The following is a 17,779-nucleotide window of genomic DNA, read 5'->3' as shown; positions in this document are numbered from 1 at the left end:
CCGGCCACCCCACGGCCGCAACCGAGATGTACCGCGTGATGACCCAACCCGATCTTGATCTGGGCGTGGTCGGCAACGGCAGCTTCGGCGCCCTGGTCGACAAACGTGCCCGCGTTGTCTGGAGCTGCCTGCCCACCTTCGACGGCGACCCCACCTTCTGTGCCCTGCTCGGTCCCAACCAGCAGACCGGTGGCGACTTCGCCATCGAGCTGGAGGACTTCGCGAGCAGCGAGCAGGAATACCTGACCAACACCGCGATCCTGCGCACCGTCCTGCGCGACGCGCACGGTGGCGAACTGGAAATCCTCGATTTCGCCCCGCGCTGGCGCCAGAACGACCGCTTCTACCGACCGGTCAGCCTGATCCGCCAGGTGCGTCCGCTGGCCGGCAGCCCGCGCATCACCGTGCGTGCGCGACCGCTGGCGGACTGGGGCGCACGCGTGCCGGAGTCCACCTGGGGCAGCAACCACGTGCGCTGGATCCTGCCCGAGCACGTGCTGCGGTTGACCACCGACGTGCCGGTGCGCTTCGTGCGCGACGGCCTGCCGTTCGTGCTCAACCATCCCATCCACCTGATCCTGGGCGTGGATGAATCGCTCAACCGTTCGATCAGCGGCTATGTGCAGGAAGCCTTCCAGCGCACCCGCGACTACTGGCGCGAATGGGTGCGCTACCTGTCCATTCCGCTGGAATGGCAGGACGCGGTGATCCGCAGCGCGATCACGCTGAAACTGTGCCAGTACGAGGACAGCGGCGCGATCATCGCGGCGATGACCACCTCCATTCCGGAAGCCCCCGGCAGCGTGCGCAACTGGGACTACCGTTACTGCTGGCTGCGTGATGCGGCGTTCGTGGTGCGTGCACTGAACCGCCTCGGCGCGACGCGCACGATGGAACAGTTCCTCGGCTACATCTTCAACCTGGCCACCACCGACGGCACCCTGCAGCCGCTGTATGGCATCGGCTTCGAAGCCAAGCTGGACGAAGACGAAGTGCCCAGCCTGTCCGGCTACCGCGGCATGGGCCCGGTGCGCCGCGGCAATCTGGCCTGGGTGCAGCGCCAGCACGATGTCTACGGCAGCGTGGTGCTGGCCTCCACGCAGCTGTTCTTCGACCGGCGCTTGCAGGACCCGGGTGATGCGCACACCTTCGCCCGCCTGGAACCCTTGGGCGAACAGGCGTTCGCCCTGCACGACGTACCCGATGCGGGCCTGTGGGAGTTCCGCGGCCGCACCGAAGTGCACACCTACACCAGCGCGATGTGCTGGGCGGCGTGCGACCGCCTGTGCAAGATCGCCGTGCGCCTGAAGCGCGATGACCGCGCACGCTACTGGCGCGAGCGCGCCGACACCATCCACGCCCGCATCATGGCCGAATCCTGGAACGAGGAGCTGGGCCACTTCACCGATACCTTCGGTGGCCACCGGCTGGATGCCTCGCTGCTGCTGTTGGCCGACATCGGCTTCATCGACGCGCTGGATGCGCGCTTCATTGCCACCGTCGACGCCATCGGCCGCGACCTCAAGCATGGCAATTCGCTGTACCGCTATGTCGCGCCGGATGACTTCGGCGAGCCGGAAACCAGCTTCACCATCTGCACCTTCTGGTACATCGATGCGCTGGCGGCGATCGGGCGCATGGACGAAGCACGCGAGATGTTCGAGCTGCTGCTGAAGCAGCGCAACCACCTGGGCCTGCTGTCGGAGGATCTGGCCTTCGACAGCGGCGAGGCCTGGGGCAATTTCCCGCAGACCTATTCGCACGTCGGCCTGATCACCGCCGCGATGCGCCTGTCGCGGTCCTGGCAGGAGGCATCGTGAGCCGTCTGGTGGTGGTTTCAAACCGCGTGGCGGTGCCGGGCGAGAACCGTGCCGGTGGCCTGGCGGTGGGCCTGCTGGCCGCGCTGAAGGAACGCGGCGGCATGTGGTTCGGCTGGAGTGGCAAGAGCGTGCGTGATGGCAGCGGCACGCTGCACACGCAGAAGGACGGTGACATCGAATTCGTCACCCTTGACCTGAGCAAGCGCGAGGTGGATGGCTACTACAACGGCTTCGCCAACCGCACCTTGTGGCCGCTGCTGCATTTCCGTCTTGATCTGGTCGACTACGACCGTGGCACCCGCGAGACCTACCATAAGGTCAACGCGCTGTTCGCCGACAAGCTCGCGCCGCTGCTGCGCGAGGACGACATCGTCTGGATCCACGACTACCACCTGATCCCGCTGGGTGCACTGCTGCGCGAGCGTGGCATCGGCTGCCGCATCGGCTTCTTCCTGCACATCCCGATGCCGTCGGCCGACCTGCTGCAGGCGATGCCCGACCACCTGCGGCTGTTCTCTGCGCTGTATGCCTACGATCTGGTCGGCTTCCAGACCCAACGCGACGCCGATCGCTTCCAGACTTACCTGCGCCTGTTCGGTGGCGGTCGCGTACTCGACAACGGCGAGCTGGAAGCACCGGGCGGGCGCCGCTTCCGTGCCGCTGCCTTCCCGATCGGCATCGACACCGAGCTGATCGCACGCCAGGCCGGCACCGCCGCGACCAAGGCTGCGGTGAAGAACCTGCGCAACAGCCTGCGTGACCGCCAGCTGGCGATCGGCGTCGACCGCCTGGATTATTCCAAGGGCCTGCCCGAGCGCTTCCTCGGCTTCGAGCGCTATCTTGAGCGCCACCCCGACCAGCGCGGCTCGCTGACCTACCTGCAGATCGCGCCGGTCTCGCGCGGCGACGTCACCGAGTACCGGCAGCTGCGCAGCCAGCTGGAACAGATCGCCGGCCACATCAACGGTGGCCACGCCGAACCCGACTGGACACCGCTGCGCTACGTCAACCAGAACTTCACCCACGCCACCCTCACCGGCTTCTACCGGGCGGCGGCGGTCGGCCTGGTCACGCCGCTGCGCGATGGCATGAACCTGGTCGCCAAGGAATACGTGGCGTCGCAGGACCCGGAGGATCCCGGCGTGCTGGTGCTGTCACTGCTGGCTGGCGCTGCCGACGAACTGAAGCAGGCGCTGCTGGTGAACCCACATGATCTGGACGGCGTGGCCGACGCCATCGCCACGGCAGCGACGATGTCGCTGAGCAGGCGCAAGGAGCGCTGGCACGCGATGATGGATCACCTGCGCACCTACGACATCAACCACTGGCGCCGCAGCTATCTGGACGCGCTGGAAGGCTGAGGGAAAAAGGGGACGGAGGGGATTAAGTCGTTTGTGCACAAACGACTTAATCCCCTCCGTCCCCTTTTTTCTTCAATCCAGGAACCGCGCGGCCTGCTCCGGTGCGGGCAGGTAACAGGCGTCATGCCGCCCGAACCAGCGGTAACGGTTGCGCGCCAGCGCGCGATACGCGGCATCACGCCAGCCGCGCGGCACTGCCCGCAGCACGCCGCTCAAACGCCAGGCGCCGCCCAGCCCCGCCAGCACGCGCAGGATCGCATCGGTATCGGTCCAGGCGCCCTGCGCGTCCAGCAGCAGGAACGACATCGGGTCCTGCGGGTCCAGCCCATGCGCGCGCAGCATCGCGCTGCCCTGCGCGCCCTGCATCGCCGCAAAGCGATAGCGCCCCCTGCGGTCGAAGCGCAGCAGGAAGCGCACCCAGCGGTTGCACAGCGCGCATACGCCATCGAATACGATCACCGCGCTGCCGGTCTCGGTGGAAACCTCACTGCGGTTCGAGCCAGCCTTCATAGCGGATCAGGGCTCCCACCCAGGGCAGCGTCACATCGACCAGGAAAGTGTAACGCTCACCCTGCCAGGCTTCGCGGCAACGCACGCCACCAAACCAGCGCCTCGGCAGCGGCAGCAGCCCGAACGCCCAGACCCGCCGCACCGACCAGTCGATGCCACCCTCGCGGGCCTGCAGATCAAATTCGAAGCGCACCGCGCCCAACTGCTCGCGCAGGTACCCCTCATGCGCCCACAGCCGCGACACCATCGGCCCGCGGCCAAAACGCCGCGCCCACTGCTCGCCCTGCCCGTGTGCTCTGAACGCCACTTCGGTCGGCAGCGCGTCTCCGTCCTTTGGCAACCGCGCCAACGCAGCCAGCAGCGGCACCAGCCAGTGCCGTCCCCGCTCGATCCGTGCCTGCCCCACGTAGCGGCACGGCAGTGGTGCGGCATGCAGCGCCTGCACCGGCGCGGCCAGGGTGGCAAAGGCCGGCCCCAGCACGCGCGCGAACAGCGGCGGAGTCAGGGCGCGATCCAGGCCAGCGTCGCCATGCGCCCGGTACGACGGTCGCGCCGGTGCGAATACAGGTCAGGATCTGCCATGGTCGACACCGTGCCGCCATACACCTGCGCCGGGTCCATCCCCGCCGCCTGCAGACGCTGCCGCGCCAGCGCGAACAGGTCCACCTTCCAGTGGCCTGCGCGGGTGGCCACGAACGCCGCCTCGGCGGCCGGATCATGGCCGACGAAGGCGTGATAGACCTCCTCGCCGATCTCGTAGTCGGCCGGTCCGGCGGCCGGGCCCAGCCAGGCCCGCAGCTGCGCCGGCGGCGTCTGCATGGCGGCCACCGTGGCCTCCAGCATGCCGTCGGCCAGGCCACGCCAGCCTGCGTGGGCCGCGCCCACCTCACTGCCATCGGCGGCGGCGAACACCACCGGCAGGCAGTCGGCGGTCAGGATCGCCAGCACCACGCCCGGCACCGAGGTCACCGCGGCATCGGCCACCGGTTCGCTGGCGCCGGGCACCGGCGGCGCGCTGAAGCGCAGCACGGTGCTGCTGTGCACCTGGCGCAGCCAGTGCGGGGCCGACGGCAGCGCCAACTCCTGCTGCAGCAGCTGGCGGTTGTGCTCCACGTTGGCGGGGGTATCACCATCGGCCGCGTGCCGGTTGCCCAGGTTGAACTGCGCGAACGGCGCCGGCGAAATGCCCGCACCGTGCCGGCGCGTGGTCAGCGCATGGATGCCCGGAGGCGCCGGCCAGTCCGCCTGCAGCAAGGGCAGCGCGGCAGCCATCACCAGCGGTCCCGCTCGCGCGCGGTGAAGGCTTCGCTGTCTTCGCGCAGCACCTTCATCAGGTGCAGCATGTCGTCCGGCACCGGCGCGGTGTTGCGCACCGGCTCACCGGTGATCGGGTGCGTGAACTCCAGCGTCTCGGCGTGCAGGGCCTGGCGCTTGAAGCCGCGCAGCGCGGCCACCAGCTCGTCGCTGGCGCCCTTGGGCAGCTTCAATGCACCGCCGTACAACGGGTCGCCAATGATCGGATGGCGCACATGCGCCATGTGCACGCGGATCTGGTGGGTACGGCCGGTTTCCAGGCGGCACTCCAGCGCGGTATGCGCACGGAAGCGCTCGCGCAGGCGGTAATGGGTAATCGCTTCCTTGCCGTCCTCGCGCACGGCCATCTTCAGGCGGTCGCGCGGGTGGCGGTCGATCGGGGCATCAGCGGTACCGCCGGCCACCAGCGCGCCCATCACGATGGCCAGGTACTGGCGGTGCACGTCGCGTGCTGCCAACTGCTCGACCAGCGCGGTCTGCGCTTCCAGGGTCTTGGCCACCACCATCACGCCGCTGGTGTCCTTGTCCAGGCGGTGCACGATGCCCGCGCGCGGCAGTACCGCCACTGACGGGTCGCGGAACAGCAGGGCGTTGACCAGGGTGCCGCTGTGGTTGCCGGCGCCCGGGTGCACCACCAGGCCCACCGGCTTGTTGATCACCAGCAGGTGCTCGTCCTCGAACAGCACGTCCAGCGGAATGTCCTCCGGCTGCGCGTCGGTCTGGGTTTCCAGCACCACGTTGAGGGTCACCACCTCGCCGCCGCGCAGCGGATCGCGCGGGCGCACCTGGGCGCCGTCCAGCAGGACCTCGCCGGCCTTGATCCACTCGGTCAGGCGCGACCGCGAGTATTCGGGGAACAGTTCGGCCACGACGGCGTCGAAACGGCGGCCGGCAGCGGTGTCGGGGACGATGGCCTGGCGGGCCGATTCAGAGGGTTGTTCAGACATGGCAGGGGGCATTCTTTGAAATTTTGGGGTCCCGGCGGCCGGTTTCAGTCGCTGGACAGGACACTAGGCTATCATCGACCCTTCGTATTCCAGCCGCGTCCCGCCTCGACCCCATGATCCGACGCTCCGCCATGCTCTCCGCGCCCGTCCGCCTCACCGCCCTGCTGCTGGTGCTGGTCATCGCCGCCACCGGCTGCCACCGTGGTGCCAAGAAGGGCGATCGCCCCGATGAAGGGACGCCGGTCGAACAGTTGTACGAGAAGAGCCACAAGCTGATGCAGGGTGGCAACTGGAGCGGCGCCGAAGCCAGCTTCCGCCGCCTGGTGGCCCAGTATCCGTACGGTCCGTACACCGAGCAGGCGATGATCGAGACCGCCTACGCCCAGTACAAGGCCGGCAAGCACGATGACGCGGTGTCCAGCATCGACCGCTTCATCCGTACCTACCCGACCCATCGCAACATCGCGTACCTGTACTACCTGCGCGGCCTGGCCAACTCCAACCGCAGTACGGTTTTCCTGCGTCGCGTATGGTCGCTGGATGCCAGCCGCCGCGATCTGTCCACGCCGCACCAGGCGTATTCGGACTTCAACATCGTGGTGGACCGCTACCCGAACAGCCGCTATGCCGCCGATGCGCGCCAGCGCATGCTGGAGCTGCGTGACGTGTTCGCCCAGCACGAGCTCGACAACGCCCTGTACTACATGCGCCGCGGCGCCTGGGTCTCCGCCGCCGGCCGCGCCAACTACCTGCTGGAAACCTACCCGCAGAGCGCGTTCCAGTACGACGCCGTCGCCGTCCTGGCCGATTCCTACACCCACCTTGGCAACAAGACCCTGGCCGACGACGCCCGCCGCGTCCTGCAGCTGAACCAGCCGGACCACCCGTGGCTGGAAGGCAAGTGGCCGAAGTACCCGTGGATGATCCGCAAGCTGAACCCGTTCGCCGGCGAAAAGTCCGCCAGCACCGGCCAGCGCAACGCGCGACTGGAAAAGAAATAAGAGAGGGCCCCGCAAGGGGCCCTTCTTCTTTTGTAGCGTCGAGCCATGCTCGACTGCCCTCCTCATCAGCCTACCCGCACCGGGGCCGGCACCTAGGAATTCTACGAATCCCCGGCGGATGCGACGCCGGTCCCAATCGGCGCGGGCAAGGCCCTCCACACTGCGGCGCAACGGCCATCCCGGCCGTCAAGGAGCGCCCCATGACCCCACTGCCCCGCCGTTTCCGGCCCCTCGCCGGCCTCCTCGCCACCGCCCTGCTGGCGCTGTCCTCGGGCCCCCTGGCCGCCGCACCGGTTGCACCGGGCGATCTGCTGTCTGCTGCCCCCTATCGCGCGTCATGGGTGCCGTCCAAGGCCGCGCAGGCCTACAAGCTGCACTACCGCACCCCGGATCATCGCGGCCAGCTGGCCGAAGGCACCGGCCTGCTGTACCTGCCCGCCGGCGCGGCTCCTGCAGGCGGCTGGCCGGTGGTGTCCTGGGCACACGGCACACAGGGCATCGCGGATCGCTGCGCGCCCTCGGTATCCGGCCCCTACCAACCCGAACGCGACGGGCGCTTCCTCGATCAGTTCCTGGCACAGGGCTATGCGGTGGTCGCCGCGGACTACCAGGGCCTCGGCAGTCCAGGTGACCATGCCTATCTGCATGTGCGCACTGCCGCGCGCAACGCCATCGACCTCGTCAAAGCCAGCCGCCAGTACCTGGGCAACGCAGCGCTGTCGCCGCGCTGGGTCTCGGTCGGCCATTCGCAGGGTGGCGCCGCCGCGCTCACGGCAGGCCACATCGCCCCTACCTATGGAGGGCCGGCGTTGCACTACCGCGGCAGCTTCACCACCGGTACGCCCACGGCAGTGGAGTTGACCGCGCTGGTGATGAAACCGGACAACCGCACCGCCAATCCCGGTGCAGTCAACGCGTATCACGCGTATCTGCTCGATGGCCTGCTGCAGGTCGCGCCGCAGATCGACCGCGTCCTCAGCGACACCGGCCGCGCCCGCGTGGCAGTGGCACGTGAGCAGTGCCTGGGCGAACTGGCCGCCACGCTGGACGGTGCGGATACCGGCAGCATGTTCACTGCACCGCTGACCAGCGTGCCGGGCATCTGGGCGGTGCTGTACGACTATCTCGGCGTACCGCGCCGCGGCTTCAGCCAACCACTGATGCTGGGCCATGGCAGCGCGGACCGCGATGTGCCCTATCTGACCACGCTGCTGTACGCCGCAGGCCTGGCCCTGCGAGGCGAGCCGGTCGCGTTCCGCCGCTACCCGGTCGACCACCGCGGCACGCTGGATGCGGCGGCGGCGGATGGCCTGGCATTTGTGCGTGCACGGCTTGAGGACGGCCACTTCAACGAAGCTGCGGAAACCTCCGGCCTCGAACAGCTGCTCGACGAAGCCCGGTAGATCCACGCCATGCGTGGATGATCTTCGACCATCGTGCGGACCAGGGTCCGCACCCACCGGAGAGGGCCAACGGGTTGCCGGCCATCGGCCGGCACTCCCTGTCGTCTGCTGGACCGGGCCTCAGCCCTTGTAGCCGTTGCTGATCGGGTAACGACGCTCACGGCCGAACGCCCGGCGCGAGACCTTCGGCCCGGGCGCGGCCTGATGCCGCTTCCACTCGCTGATGCGTACCAGGCGCAGCACGCGGTCGACCACGGTCGCGTCGTAACCGGCCGCTACGATCTCCGTGCGCGACTGCTCCTGGTCGATGTAGCGGTACAGGATGCCATCCAGCACGTCATAGGCCGGCAGCGAATCCTGGTCCAACTGGTTCTCGCGCAGCTCGGCCGACGGCGGGCGGCTGATCACCGCCGGCGGGATCACCGGTGCGCCGCCCACGGTGTTGCGCCACTTCGACAGCCCGAACACCTCGGTCTTGTAGAGGTCCTTCAACGGCGCATAGCCACCGCACATGTCGCCGTAGATGGTGGCGTAACCCACCGCGTATTCGCTCTTGTTGCCGGTGGTCAGCAGCAGGCCGCCGAACTTGTTGGCCAGCGCCATCAGGATCACGCCACGGCTGCGCGACTGCAGATTCTCTTCGGTCACGTCCGGCGTGGTGCCCTCGAACATCGGCGCCAGCGATTCCATCAGGCCCTTGAACGCCGGCTCGATCGACACCGCCTCCAGCTTCACGCCCAGTGCCTGGCACTGCTCGGCCGCCAGGTCATTGGACAGGCCTGCGGTATAGCGCGACGGCAACCGCACGGCGGTGACGTTCTCGGCGCCCATCGCGTCCACGGCCATGGCCAGCACCAGTGCCGAATCGATGCCACCGGACAGGCCCAGCCACACCTTCTTGAAGCCGTTCTTGCGGCAGTAGTCCTGGATGCCACGGGTCACGGCACGCCAGGCCAGCGCGTCCATGCTCTCGTCGCCATCGTCCATCCACACGTGCGGCATGAAGCGGCGGGTTTCACCGTCGTACTCCACCACCAGCCACTGGTCGACGAAGGCGGCGGCGGCCGGGTGCACGGTACCGTCGCCATCGGCCACAACCGAGGCGCCATCGAACACCAGCGCGTCCTGGCCACCGACCACATTGAGGTAGGCGATCGCCGCCCCGCTCTCACGGGTGCGCGCGGCCAGCACCGCATCGCGCTGGGCATGCTTGCCGCGCTCGTACGGCGACGCATTCGGCACCACCACCAGCTGCGCGCCGGCGCGCACGGTGTCGGCCAACGGCTCGGCGAACCACAGGTCCTCGCAGATCAGCAGGCCGACCGGCACACCGTTGACCTCGAACACGCAGCTGCCGCCATCCGGATCGACATCGAAGTAGCGGCGCTCGTCGAACACCGCGTAGTTGGGCAGTTCACGCTTGCGGTAGGTCTGTTCGACCAGGCCATCGCGCAGCACGCTGGCGGCGTTGTAGACCACCGCGCCGGCCGCCTGCGGCCAGCCAACCACGGCGGTGATGCCACGGCAGGCGGCAGCGATGCGGGTCATCGCCTGCTCGCACTCGTACAGGAAGCCCGGGCGCAGCAGCAGGTCCTCCGGCGGGTAACCGCTCACCGCCAGCTCGGGGAACATCACCAGCTCGGCGCCGTACTCGTCGCGCGCCTGGCCGATCATCTCGATGATGCGCTCGGTGTTGCCGGCGACATCGCCGACCGGGAAGTCGAACTGCGCCATCGCGATGCGGATCGAAGCCATTGGGAATCCAGCCTGTGGTTGCAATGCCGCCATTGTAGCGCTGTGCCATGCGCGCGCCGGGCGCGCTCACTGCGTGGACAGCCCTGGCTCAGTAGATCCACGCCGTGCGTGGATGGGCCGACCAGGCGGCCGCCAGACGCAGAAAAGCCGCCCGAGGGCGGCTTTTCCAAAGCAAGCCGAGCGTGGGCTCGGCTCTACAGAATCGGCTGCCAGAGGCAGTCGATCTTATTTCACCAGCTTGGCGATGGCCGCACCCAGGTCGCCCGGCGAACGCACAGTGACGACGCCAGCAGCTTCCATTGCAGCAAACTTGCCTTCGGCAGTGCCCTTGCCGCCCGAGGCGATCGCACCGGCGTGGCCCATGCGCTTGCCGGCCGGAGCCGACGCACCGGCGATGAAACCGACGACCGGCTTCTTCACGTGGTTCTTGATGTACTCGGCACCGGCTTCTTCGGCGTCACCGCCGATTTCGCCAACCATGATGATGCCTTCGGTCTGCGGGTCTTCGTTGAACAGCTTCAGGCAGTCGACGAAGTTCAGGCCGTTGATCGGGTCACCACCGATGCCGATGCAGGTGGACTGGCCCAGGCCGACTTCGGTGGTCTGCTTGACCGCTTCATAGGTCAGGGTGCCCGAACGCGACACGATGCCGATCTTGCCCGGCTGGTGGATGTGGCCCGGCATGATGCCGATCTTGCACTCACCCGGGGTGATGACGCCCGGGCAGTTCGGCCCGATCAGCACGGTGTCCGGATGGGAGCGGGTCAGCACGTTCTTGACGCGCAGCATGTCCAGCACCGGGATGCCTTCGGTGATGCAGACAATGACCTTGATGCCGGCAGCAGCGGCTTCCAGGATCGCGTCGGCCGCGTACGGCGGCGGCACGTAGATGACCGAAGCGTTGGCGCCGGTGCTCTGCACGGCGTCGGCAACGGTGTTGAAGACCGGCAGGTCGATATGGGTGGTGCCACCCTTGCCCGGGGTCACGCCGCCAACAACCTGGGTGCCGTACTCGATCATCTGAGTGGCGTGGAAGGTGCCCTGCTGGCCGGTGAAGCCCTGCACGATCACCTTGGTGTTCTTGTTAATCAAAACAGACATGGGAATTCCTTGGTGTCGAATCAGGCAGCGTTCTTGACAGCTTCAACGATCTTCTTGGCGCCATCATTGATGTTGTCAGCCGGGATGATGGCCATGCCGCTGTCACGCAGCAGCTGCTTGCCTTCTTCCACGTTGGTGCCTTCCAGGCGCACCACGACCGGAACCTTGACGCCCACTTCCTTCACGGCGGCGATGATGCCTTCGGCAATCATGTCGCAGCGGACGATGCCGCCGAAGATGTTGACGAAGATGCCTTCAACCTTGTCCGAGGACAGGATCAGCTTGAACGCTTCGATGACGCGCTGCTTGTTGGCACCGCCGCCCACGTCCAGGAAGTTCGCCGGCTCGCCGCCGTTGAGCTTGATGACGTCCATGGTGGCCATGGCCAGGCCGGCGCCGTTGACCATGCAGCCGATGTTGCCGTCCATGGTGACGTAGTTGATGTCCAGCTCCGAAGCGATCACTTCGGTCGGGTCTTCCTGGGTCTTGTCGCGCATGGCGACCAGGGCCTTCTGGCGGAACGCGGCGTTGTCGTCGCTGTCGAACTTGCCGTCCAGCGCGTACAGGTTGCCGTCGTCCAGGATGGCCAGCGGGTTGATTTCAACCAGGGCCAGGTCCTTTTCGTTGAACAGGCGGTACAGGTTCACCATGATGCTGGCGAACTGGCCGGCCTGCTTGGCGGTCAGGCCCAGCTTGAAGCCGAAATCACGGCCGTGGTAACCCTGCACGCCTTCGACGAAGTCGACGTTCAGCGAGTGGATCAGCTCCGGGGTTTCAGCAGCGACCTGCTCGATTTCCACGCCGCCTTCCGAAGAGGCGATGTAGGTGATGGTCTTGGTGCCACGGTCGACCAGCACCGACAGGTACAGTTCCTTGACGATCTCGCCGGCGGTGGTCACCAGCACCAGGTTGACCGGCAGTTCAACGCCTGCGGTCTGGTAGGTGGCCATCTTGGTGCCGAGCATCTTGGCCGCAGCGGCCTTCACGTCGTCGGTGGTCTTGCAGAACTTGACGCCGCCAGCCTTGCCGCGGCCGCCAGCGTGGATCTGCGCCTTGACCATCCAGGGGCCCTGGCCCAGGGAGTTGGCAGCGGCAACCGCTTCGTCCGGGGTCGCAGCGACCTTGCCGGCCGGGACCGGGATGCCGTACTCGGCAAGCAGTTGTTTTGACTGGTATTCGTGGAAATTCATGCGTCACCGTGGGAATAGGAACGACCGCACGCAATTCCTCAGGGCCCCGGCGGGGCGCCGGCATGGACCGCGGCGGGCCCACTATTGTGGCCGAGCGAGCGCCGGGGCGCAAAGAAGTCTGTACAAAACGCCAGACCCGGCCAGATTTCCACCGTCATTCAGGCAGTTGCGCCCGGGCCGCCGTTGGCCACCGGTATCCACGGCGGGCCAAATGCGCGATCCGGGCGGCTCCGGCGGCGTCCTGCCGGGGGCCCTATACTGGTCAACCAAGGTGTGTAGTGTCGGGCCTGCCCGGCTGCTTCCACCGCAGGCCACAGAGAAGCGACGTACCCGCCCGGCTTCAGGGGATGCCAGGCAGGGCCGCCGCAGATTCCAGACCCAGGCAGCCAGAAGGGGAGTTCCGGCGTGTCACCCAGTGCTTCATTGATCGACCGCATCGAATCGATTCCGCGGCGAGAGCTGTACTTCTTCGCGCTGTACCGGGTGCTGATCGCTGCAGTCATCGCCGGCCTGCTCTACAGCCCCCTGTCCGGCATGGTCGGCGAGGCCCATCACCCGCGCCTGGCCGATACCGTCGCGGCCATCTATCTGCTGCTGTCGCTGCTGGCCCTGGCGATCGGCCGCAACGAACGCTGGCTGCGCCCGATCGTGGTCAGCAGCGTGCTGGTGGACATCATCGCCGCCACCCTGCTGGCGCATGCCCTGCCCGGCGCCAGCGCCGGCATCTCGATGTCGCTGCTGTTCAACATCGCCGCTGCCGCCACCCTGCTGCCGCTGAGCTGGGGCCTGGGCCTGGCAATCGTTGCCAGCCTGGCCACCGGTACCGAGTACCTCTGGAAGGTGCTCGAAGGCGGCGACCCCACCCGCACGCTGGCCGAGCTGGCCATGTTCGCCACCAGCTACCTGGCGCTGGCCTTCATCAGCTACCAGGTGGGCAACCGCGCGCGCCGCAACCAGCAGCTGGCCAACCAGCGCGGCGACGAAGTGGCCAACCTGTTCCAGATCAACGAACTGATCATCCGCCGCATGCGCACCGGCGTGCTGGTGGTGGACGCCGACAACCGCATCACCCTGGCCAATGAAGCGGCCTCGATGCTGCTCGGCGACAACGACGGCATCGGTGAGACAGGACGCCTGGATCTGGCCAGTGCCGCGCCGGAACTGGCGCGCCGCCTGCAGCGCTGGCGCAACGGCTGGGCGCAGGACGAACTGCCGCTGCAGCTCAACCCCGACCAGCCGGAAGTGCAACCACGCTTCGCCCGCCTGCTGGCCGGCAGCGAGCTGGCCCTGGTGTTCCTGGACGATTCCAGCGTGGTCTCGCGGCGCGCCGAATCGCTCACCCTGTCGGCGATGGGCCGCTTCTCGGCCAGCCTCGCCCACGAGATCCGCAATCCGCTGGCGGCGATCAACTACGCCGTGCAGCTGCTCGAGGAAGGCATCGGTTTCAACGAGAGTGACCGCCGCCTGCTGCAGATCATCCGCCAGCAGTGCCAACGCACCAACGGCATCGTCGAGAGCGTGCTGGGGCTGGCACGGCGCGAACGCGCCACGCCCGAGAACGTCGACCTGGTCGCCTTCGTGCGCCGCTTCGTGCTGGAGTACAAGCAGGGCCAGACGCTGGAGACCGACAGCATCGAACCGATCATCAGCGACACGGCGGTGATGGCGCAGGTCGATACCAAGCACCTGTACCAGGTGCTCACCGTGCTGGTGCACAACGCACTGAAGTACGGCCGCATCGGCCAGCAGCCGGCGCGGGTGCGCCTGCGCGTGGCGCAGCACGAACGCAGCGCGGTGATCGACGTAATGGACCGTGGCCCCGGCATTCCTGAAAGCGTGGCCGCACAGCTGTTCCGTCCGTTCTTCACCACCTCCGAGCACGGCACCGGCCTGGGCCTGTATATCGCCCGCGAGTTGTGCCGCGCCAACCAGGCACGGCTCGACTACATCCCGGTGCCGGCAGGCGGCTCCTGCTTCCGCCTGGTGCTGCCCGGCCCGCACACGCTGTTGCCCACCTGATTCCAAATCTGTGCGTCAAACATTTGTCGCTTCCAGCCCCCTCGTTTATCTTTCACGCCCATGAACGAAACCCGCAGCGCCCTCGTCGTCGACGATGAACGCGACATCCGCGAACTGCTGGTACTGACCCTCGGCCGCATGGGGCTGCGCATCAGTACCGCCGCCAACCTGGCCGAAGCACGCGAGCTGCTGGCCAGCAATCCGTACGACCTGTGCATCACCGACATGCGCCTTCCGGATGGCAACGGCATTGAGCTGGTCAGCGAAATCGCCCAGCACTACCCGCGCACGCCGGTGGCGATGATCACCGCCTTCGGCAGCATGGACCTGGCCGTGGAAGCGCTGAAAGCCGGCGCCTTCGACTTCGTCAGCAAGCCGGTGGACATCTCGGTGCTGCGTGGCCTGGTCAAGCACGCGCTGGAACTCAACAACACCGAACGCCCTGCGCCCGGCCCCGCCACCGAACAGGCTGCACGCCTGCTGGGCGCTTCGCCGGCCATGGACGTGTTGCGCACCACCATCGGCAAGGTCGCGCGCAGCCAGGCGCCGGTCTACATCCTCGGTGAATCCGGGGTTGGCAAGGAACTGGTCGCTCGCACCATCCACGCCCAGGGCGCGCGTGCCGCCGGCCCGTTCGTACCGGTCAACTGCGGCGCCATTCCCGGCGAGCTGATGGAGAGCGAGTTCTTCGGCCACCGCAAAGGCAGCTTCAGCGGCGCCCATGCCGACAAGCCCGGGCTGTTCCAGGCCGCGCATGGCGGCACCCTGTTCCTCGACGAAGTGGCCGAGCTGCCGCTGCAGATGCAGGTGAAGCTGCTGCGCGCGATCCAGGAAAAATCAGTGCGCGCGGTCGGCGCTGCCACCGAGGAGCCGGTGGACGTGCGCATCCTCTCGGCCACCCACAAGGACCTGGCCGAACTGGTCGAGGACGGGCGCTTCCGCCACGACCTGTATTACCGCATCAACGTGATCGAGCTGAAGGTGCCGCCGCTGCGCGAGCGCCGCCAGGACCTGCCGGAACTTGCGGCCGCCGTGCTGGCGCGGCTGGCCCGCAGCCACGGCCGTGCCACCCCGCTGCTGGCGCCATCGGCGCTGGAAGCGCTGGCCCATTATGCGTTCCCGGGCAATGTGCGCGAGCTGGAGAACATTCTGGAACGTGCGCTGGCACTGGCCGAAGAAGACCGCATCGGCGCCGACGACCTGCGCCTGCCACAGCACGCCCCGCGTGCGCCCGGTGGCGCAGCTCCTGCTGAAGCGGTGGCTGACCTGCAGCCGGGCGGTGCCGCCCTGCCCTCGTATATCGAGCAGCTGGAACGCAGCGCCATCCAGCGCGCGCTGGAAGAGAACCGCTGGAACAAGACCCGGACCGCCGCGCAGCTGGGGATTACCTTTCGCGCGCTGCGCTACAAGCTGAAGAAGCTGGGAATGGAGTAAGGGCCGAACGGCCCTGGTAGGCGCCAACCTTGGTTGGCGTTGCGCCGCCGCGCCATCCACACATGGCGCGGATCTATTATGGGATCCGTGGCCGATCATCCACGCATGGCCTGAATCTACTGTAGAGCCGAGCCCACGCTCGGCTGCTCTTCGGCCATCAGCCGAGCATAGGCTCGGCTCTACATCAATCCTTGGTCACGCGATTGATCTCGGCCAGGCTGGTCACGCCCGCGGCGGCCTTCTTCAACGCCGACTGCCGCAGGTCATTCACTCCGATCTGCTGCGCCGCCTCGGCAATCTGCAGCGCGTTGCCACCGGCCAGCACGATGGTGGCGATCTCATCGGTCATCGGCATCACCTGGTAGATACCGGTTCGGCCCTTGTAGCCCTCGGTGCACTCATCGCAGCCCACCGCCTCGTACAACTGGATGCCCGCATCCAGCTGCGCCTGGGTGAAACCTTCGGCCAGCAGCGCATGCTCCGGCAGATTGGCCGGGCGCTTGCAGTTGCCGCACAACCGGCGTGCCAAGCGCTGCGCGATCACCAGCGTCACCGAGCTGGTGATGTTGTACGGCGCGATGCCCATGTTCATCAGGCGCGCGATGGTCTGCGGCGCATCGTTGGTATGCAGCGTGGACAGCACCATGTGACCGGTCTGCGCTGCCTTGATCGCGATCTCGGCCGTCTCCAGGTCGCGGATTTCGCCAACCATGATGATGTCCGGATCCTGTCGCAGGAACGAGCGCAGTGCCGCAGCGAAGGTCATGCCGCGCTTGTTGTTCTGCTGCACCTGGTTGACGCCGGGCAAGCGGATTTCAACCGGGTCTTCGGCAGTGGAGATGTTGCGCGTCTCGTCGTTGAGGATGCCCAGCGCGGTATACAGCGACACGGTCTTGCCCGAACCTGTCGGGCCGGTCACCAGCACCATGCCGTACGGCTTGTGGATGGCGTCGTGGAACAGCTTCTGCTGGTCCGGTTCGTAGCCCAGCTTGTCGATGCCCAGCTTGGCCGCGCTGCCATCGAGGATACGCAGCACCACCTTCTCGCCGAACAGGGTCGGCAGCGTACTGACGCGGAAGTCGATCTGCTTGCTCTTGGACAGGTTGAGCTTGATGCGGCCGTCCTGCGGCACGCGCTTTTCGGCGATATCCAGCTGCGCCATCACCTTCAGGCGCGCGGCGATGCGCTGGTTCAACTTCACCGGCGCACGCGCCACCATCTTCAGCAGGCCGTCGATGCGCAGGCGCACGCGGTAATCATCTTCGTAGGGCTCGAAGTGGATGTCGGAAGCGCCCTTGCGGATCGCGTCCACCAGCACCTTGTTGACGAACTTCACCACCGGAGTGTCGTCACCCTTGGCGTCGATGCCGGAGTCGCCACCCGCGTTGTCTTCGTCGCCCAGGCCAACATCGAGGTTGGCCATACCCTCGTCGTCGCCCCCCAGCGTGTCGCCGAGGGTGTCGTGGCTGGCGTGCCACTGCTCCAGCGTGCGGCGGATCTGGTCTTCGTCGACCAGGATCGGCTCCACCACCAGATTGGTGTGGAACTTGATCTCGTCCAGCGCATGGGTTGGATTGCTGGTACCTACGAACAGCTTGCCGCCGCGTTTGAACAGCGGCAGCACGTTGTGCTTGCGCAGCAGCTCCTCGCTGACCAGGCTCATCGCGTTCTGGCTGGCATCGAAGGTGGACACGTCGAACAAGGGCATGCCGAACTCGACCGCGTTGGCGGCGGCGAGCTGCGAGGCGCTGACCAGCTTGTTCTGCGCGAACCAGGTAGGCAGCGGTTGGCGGGCGGCCGTGGCCTTGGCCATCGCGTCGCGGGCGGTGGCCTCGTCGAGGGCGCCGTCCTGGACGAGGCGACGGGCCAGGCCAGTGATGCCGACGAGGTTGGCGGTGGTTACGGTACTCATTCAAAGCTCCTA

At 67.2% G+C, this 17,779-nt stretch carries 14 protein-coding genes; 6 read left to right on the top strand and 8 right to left on the bottom strand.

Annotated features, from left to right (window positions below):
* Positions 1-38 precede the first annotated feature (38 nt).
* Together N5D20_RS14845 and otsA are read left to right on the top strand one after the other, a co-directional pair.
* Positions 39-1,820, top strand: a complete 1,782-nt coding sequence (locus N5D20_RS14845; RefSeq protein ID WP_010481545.1) for a glycoside hydrolase family 15 protein — start codon at positions 39-41, stop codon at positions 1,818-1,820.
* Positions 1,817-3,181 (top strand): alpha,alpha-trehalose-phosphate synthase (UDP-forming), encoded by a 1,365-nt coding sequence (gene otsA / locus N5D20_RS14840; protein WP_010481544.1) that lies wholly within the window; start codon positions 1,817-1,819, stop codon positions 3,179-3,181. Before N5D20_RS14845 ends, otsA begins: the two co-directional genes overlap by 4 nt.
* 72 nt (positions 3,182-3,253) lie before the next feature.
* Here the strand turns inward: otsA and N5D20_RS14835 are convergent, their stop codons facing one another.
* The 4 genes from N5D20_RS14835 to rluD are packed head-to-tail and all read right to left on the bottom strand — an operon-like array spanning position 3,254 to position 5,952.
* A complete protein-coding gene (locus N5D20_RS14835) occupies positions 3,254-3,691 on the bottom strand; it encodes a thiol-disulfide oxidoreductase DCC family protein (protein ID WP_049437280.1) in 438 nt (145 codons plus the stop codon).
* Positions 3,666-4,172, bottom strand: a complete 507-nt coding sequence (locus N5D20_RS14830; protein ID WP_054172380.1) for a DUF4166 domain-containing protein — start codon at positions 4,170-4,172, stop codon at positions 3,666-3,668. Before N5D20_RS14830 ends, N5D20_RS14835 begins: the two co-directional genes overlap by 26 nt.
* A 20-nt stretch (positions 4,173-4,192) precedes the next feature.
* Positions 4,193-4,963 (bottom strand): peptidoglycan editing factor PgeF, encoded by a 771-nt coding sequence (gene pgeF, locus N5D20_RS14825; RefSeq protein WP_197579566.1) that lies wholly within the window; start codon positions 4,961-4,963, stop codon positions 4,193-4,195.
* Entirely contained in the window at positions 4,963-5,952 is a 990-nt protein-coding gene (gene rluD / locus N5D20_RS14820) for a 23S rRNA pseudouridine(1911/1915/1917) synthase RluD (protein WP_197579565.1), read from the bottom strand. Before rluD ends, pgeF begins: the two co-directional genes overlap by 1 nt.
* 113 nt (positions 5,953-6,065) lie before the next feature.
* Between rluD and N5D20_RS14815 the strand changes: the two genes are divergently transcribed.
* Both N5D20_RS14815 and N5D20_RS14810 read left to right on the top strand, forming a co-directional pair.
* Positions 6,066-6,953 carry an outer membrane protein assembly factor BamD gene (locus N5D20_RS14815; protein ID WP_029379759.1) on the top strand — a complete coding sequence of 296 codons (888 nt, stop codon included), beginning with the start codon at positions 6,066-6,068 and terminating at the stop codon, positions 6,951-6,953.
* A gap of 200 nt (positions 6,954-7,153) precedes the next feature.
* Complete coding sequence (locus tag N5D20_RS14810; RefSeq protein WP_197579564.1) at positions 7,154-8,356, top strand: lipase family protein; 1,203 nt, start codon at positions 7,154-7,156, stop codon at positions 8,354-8,356.
* Positions 8,357-8,476: 120 nt separating this feature from the next.
* Here N5D20_RS14810 and N5D20_RS14805 read toward each other — a convergent pair whose 3' ends face one another.
* The 3 genes from N5D20_RS14805 to sucC form a co-directional block, all read right to left on the bottom strand.
* Entirely contained in the window at positions 8,477-10,111 is a 1,635-nt protein-coding gene (locus N5D20_RS14805) for an NAD+ synthase (protein WP_049437286.1), read from the bottom strand.
* A 225-nt stretch (positions 10,112-10,336) separates the two neighbouring features.
* Positions 10,337-11,212, bottom strand: a complete 876-nt coding sequence (sucD, locus tag N5D20_RS14800; RefSeq protein WP_005410793.1) for a succinate--CoA ligase subunit alpha — start codon at positions 11,210-11,212, stop codon at positions 10,337-10,339.
* Between the two features lie 20 nt (positions 11,213-11,232).
* A complete protein-coding gene (gene sucC / locus N5D20_RS14795) occupies positions 11,233-12,402 on the bottom strand; it encodes an ADP-forming succinate--CoA ligase subunit beta (RefSeq protein ID WP_004154430.1) in 1,170 nt (389 codons plus the stop codon).
* Between the two features lie 405 nt (positions 12,403-12,807).
* Between sucC and N5D20_RS14790 the strand changes: the two genes are divergently transcribed.
* Positions 12,808-14,421 (top strand): ATP-binding protein, encoded by a 1,614-nt coding sequence (locus tag N5D20_RS14790; protein WP_197579563.1) that lies wholly within the window; start codon positions 12,808-12,810, stop codon positions 14,419-14,421.
* Between the two features lie 60 nt (positions 14,422-14,481).
* Positions 14,482-15,855 carry a sigma-54 dependent transcriptional regulator gene (locus N5D20_RS14785; protein ID WP_054172386.1) on the top strand — a complete coding sequence of 458 codons (1,374 nt, stop codon included), beginning with the start codon at positions 14,482-14,484 and terminating at the stop codon, positions 15,853-15,855.
* A 184-nt stretch (positions 15,856-16,039) separates the two neighbouring features.
* Here N5D20_RS14785 and pilB read toward each other — a convergent pair whose 3' ends face one another.
* Positions 16,040-17,767: a type IV-A pilus assembly ATPase PilB gene (gene pilB / locus N5D20_RS14780; protein ID WP_197579562.1), complete on the bottom strand. Its 1,728-nt coding sequence runs from the start codon at positions 17,765-17,767 to the stop codon at positions 16,040-16,042.
* Between the last annotated feature and the right edge of the window lie 12 nt (positions 17,768-17,779).

The sequence above is a fragment of the Stenotrophomonas sp. GD03877 genome (assembly GCF_029840555.1).
Lineage (GTDB): Bacteria > Pseudomonadota > Gammaproteobacteria > Xanthomonadales > Xanthomonadaceae > Stenotrophomonas > Stenotrophomonas geniculata.
This window is presented reverse-complemented; position numbering and strand designations above follow the sequence as displayed.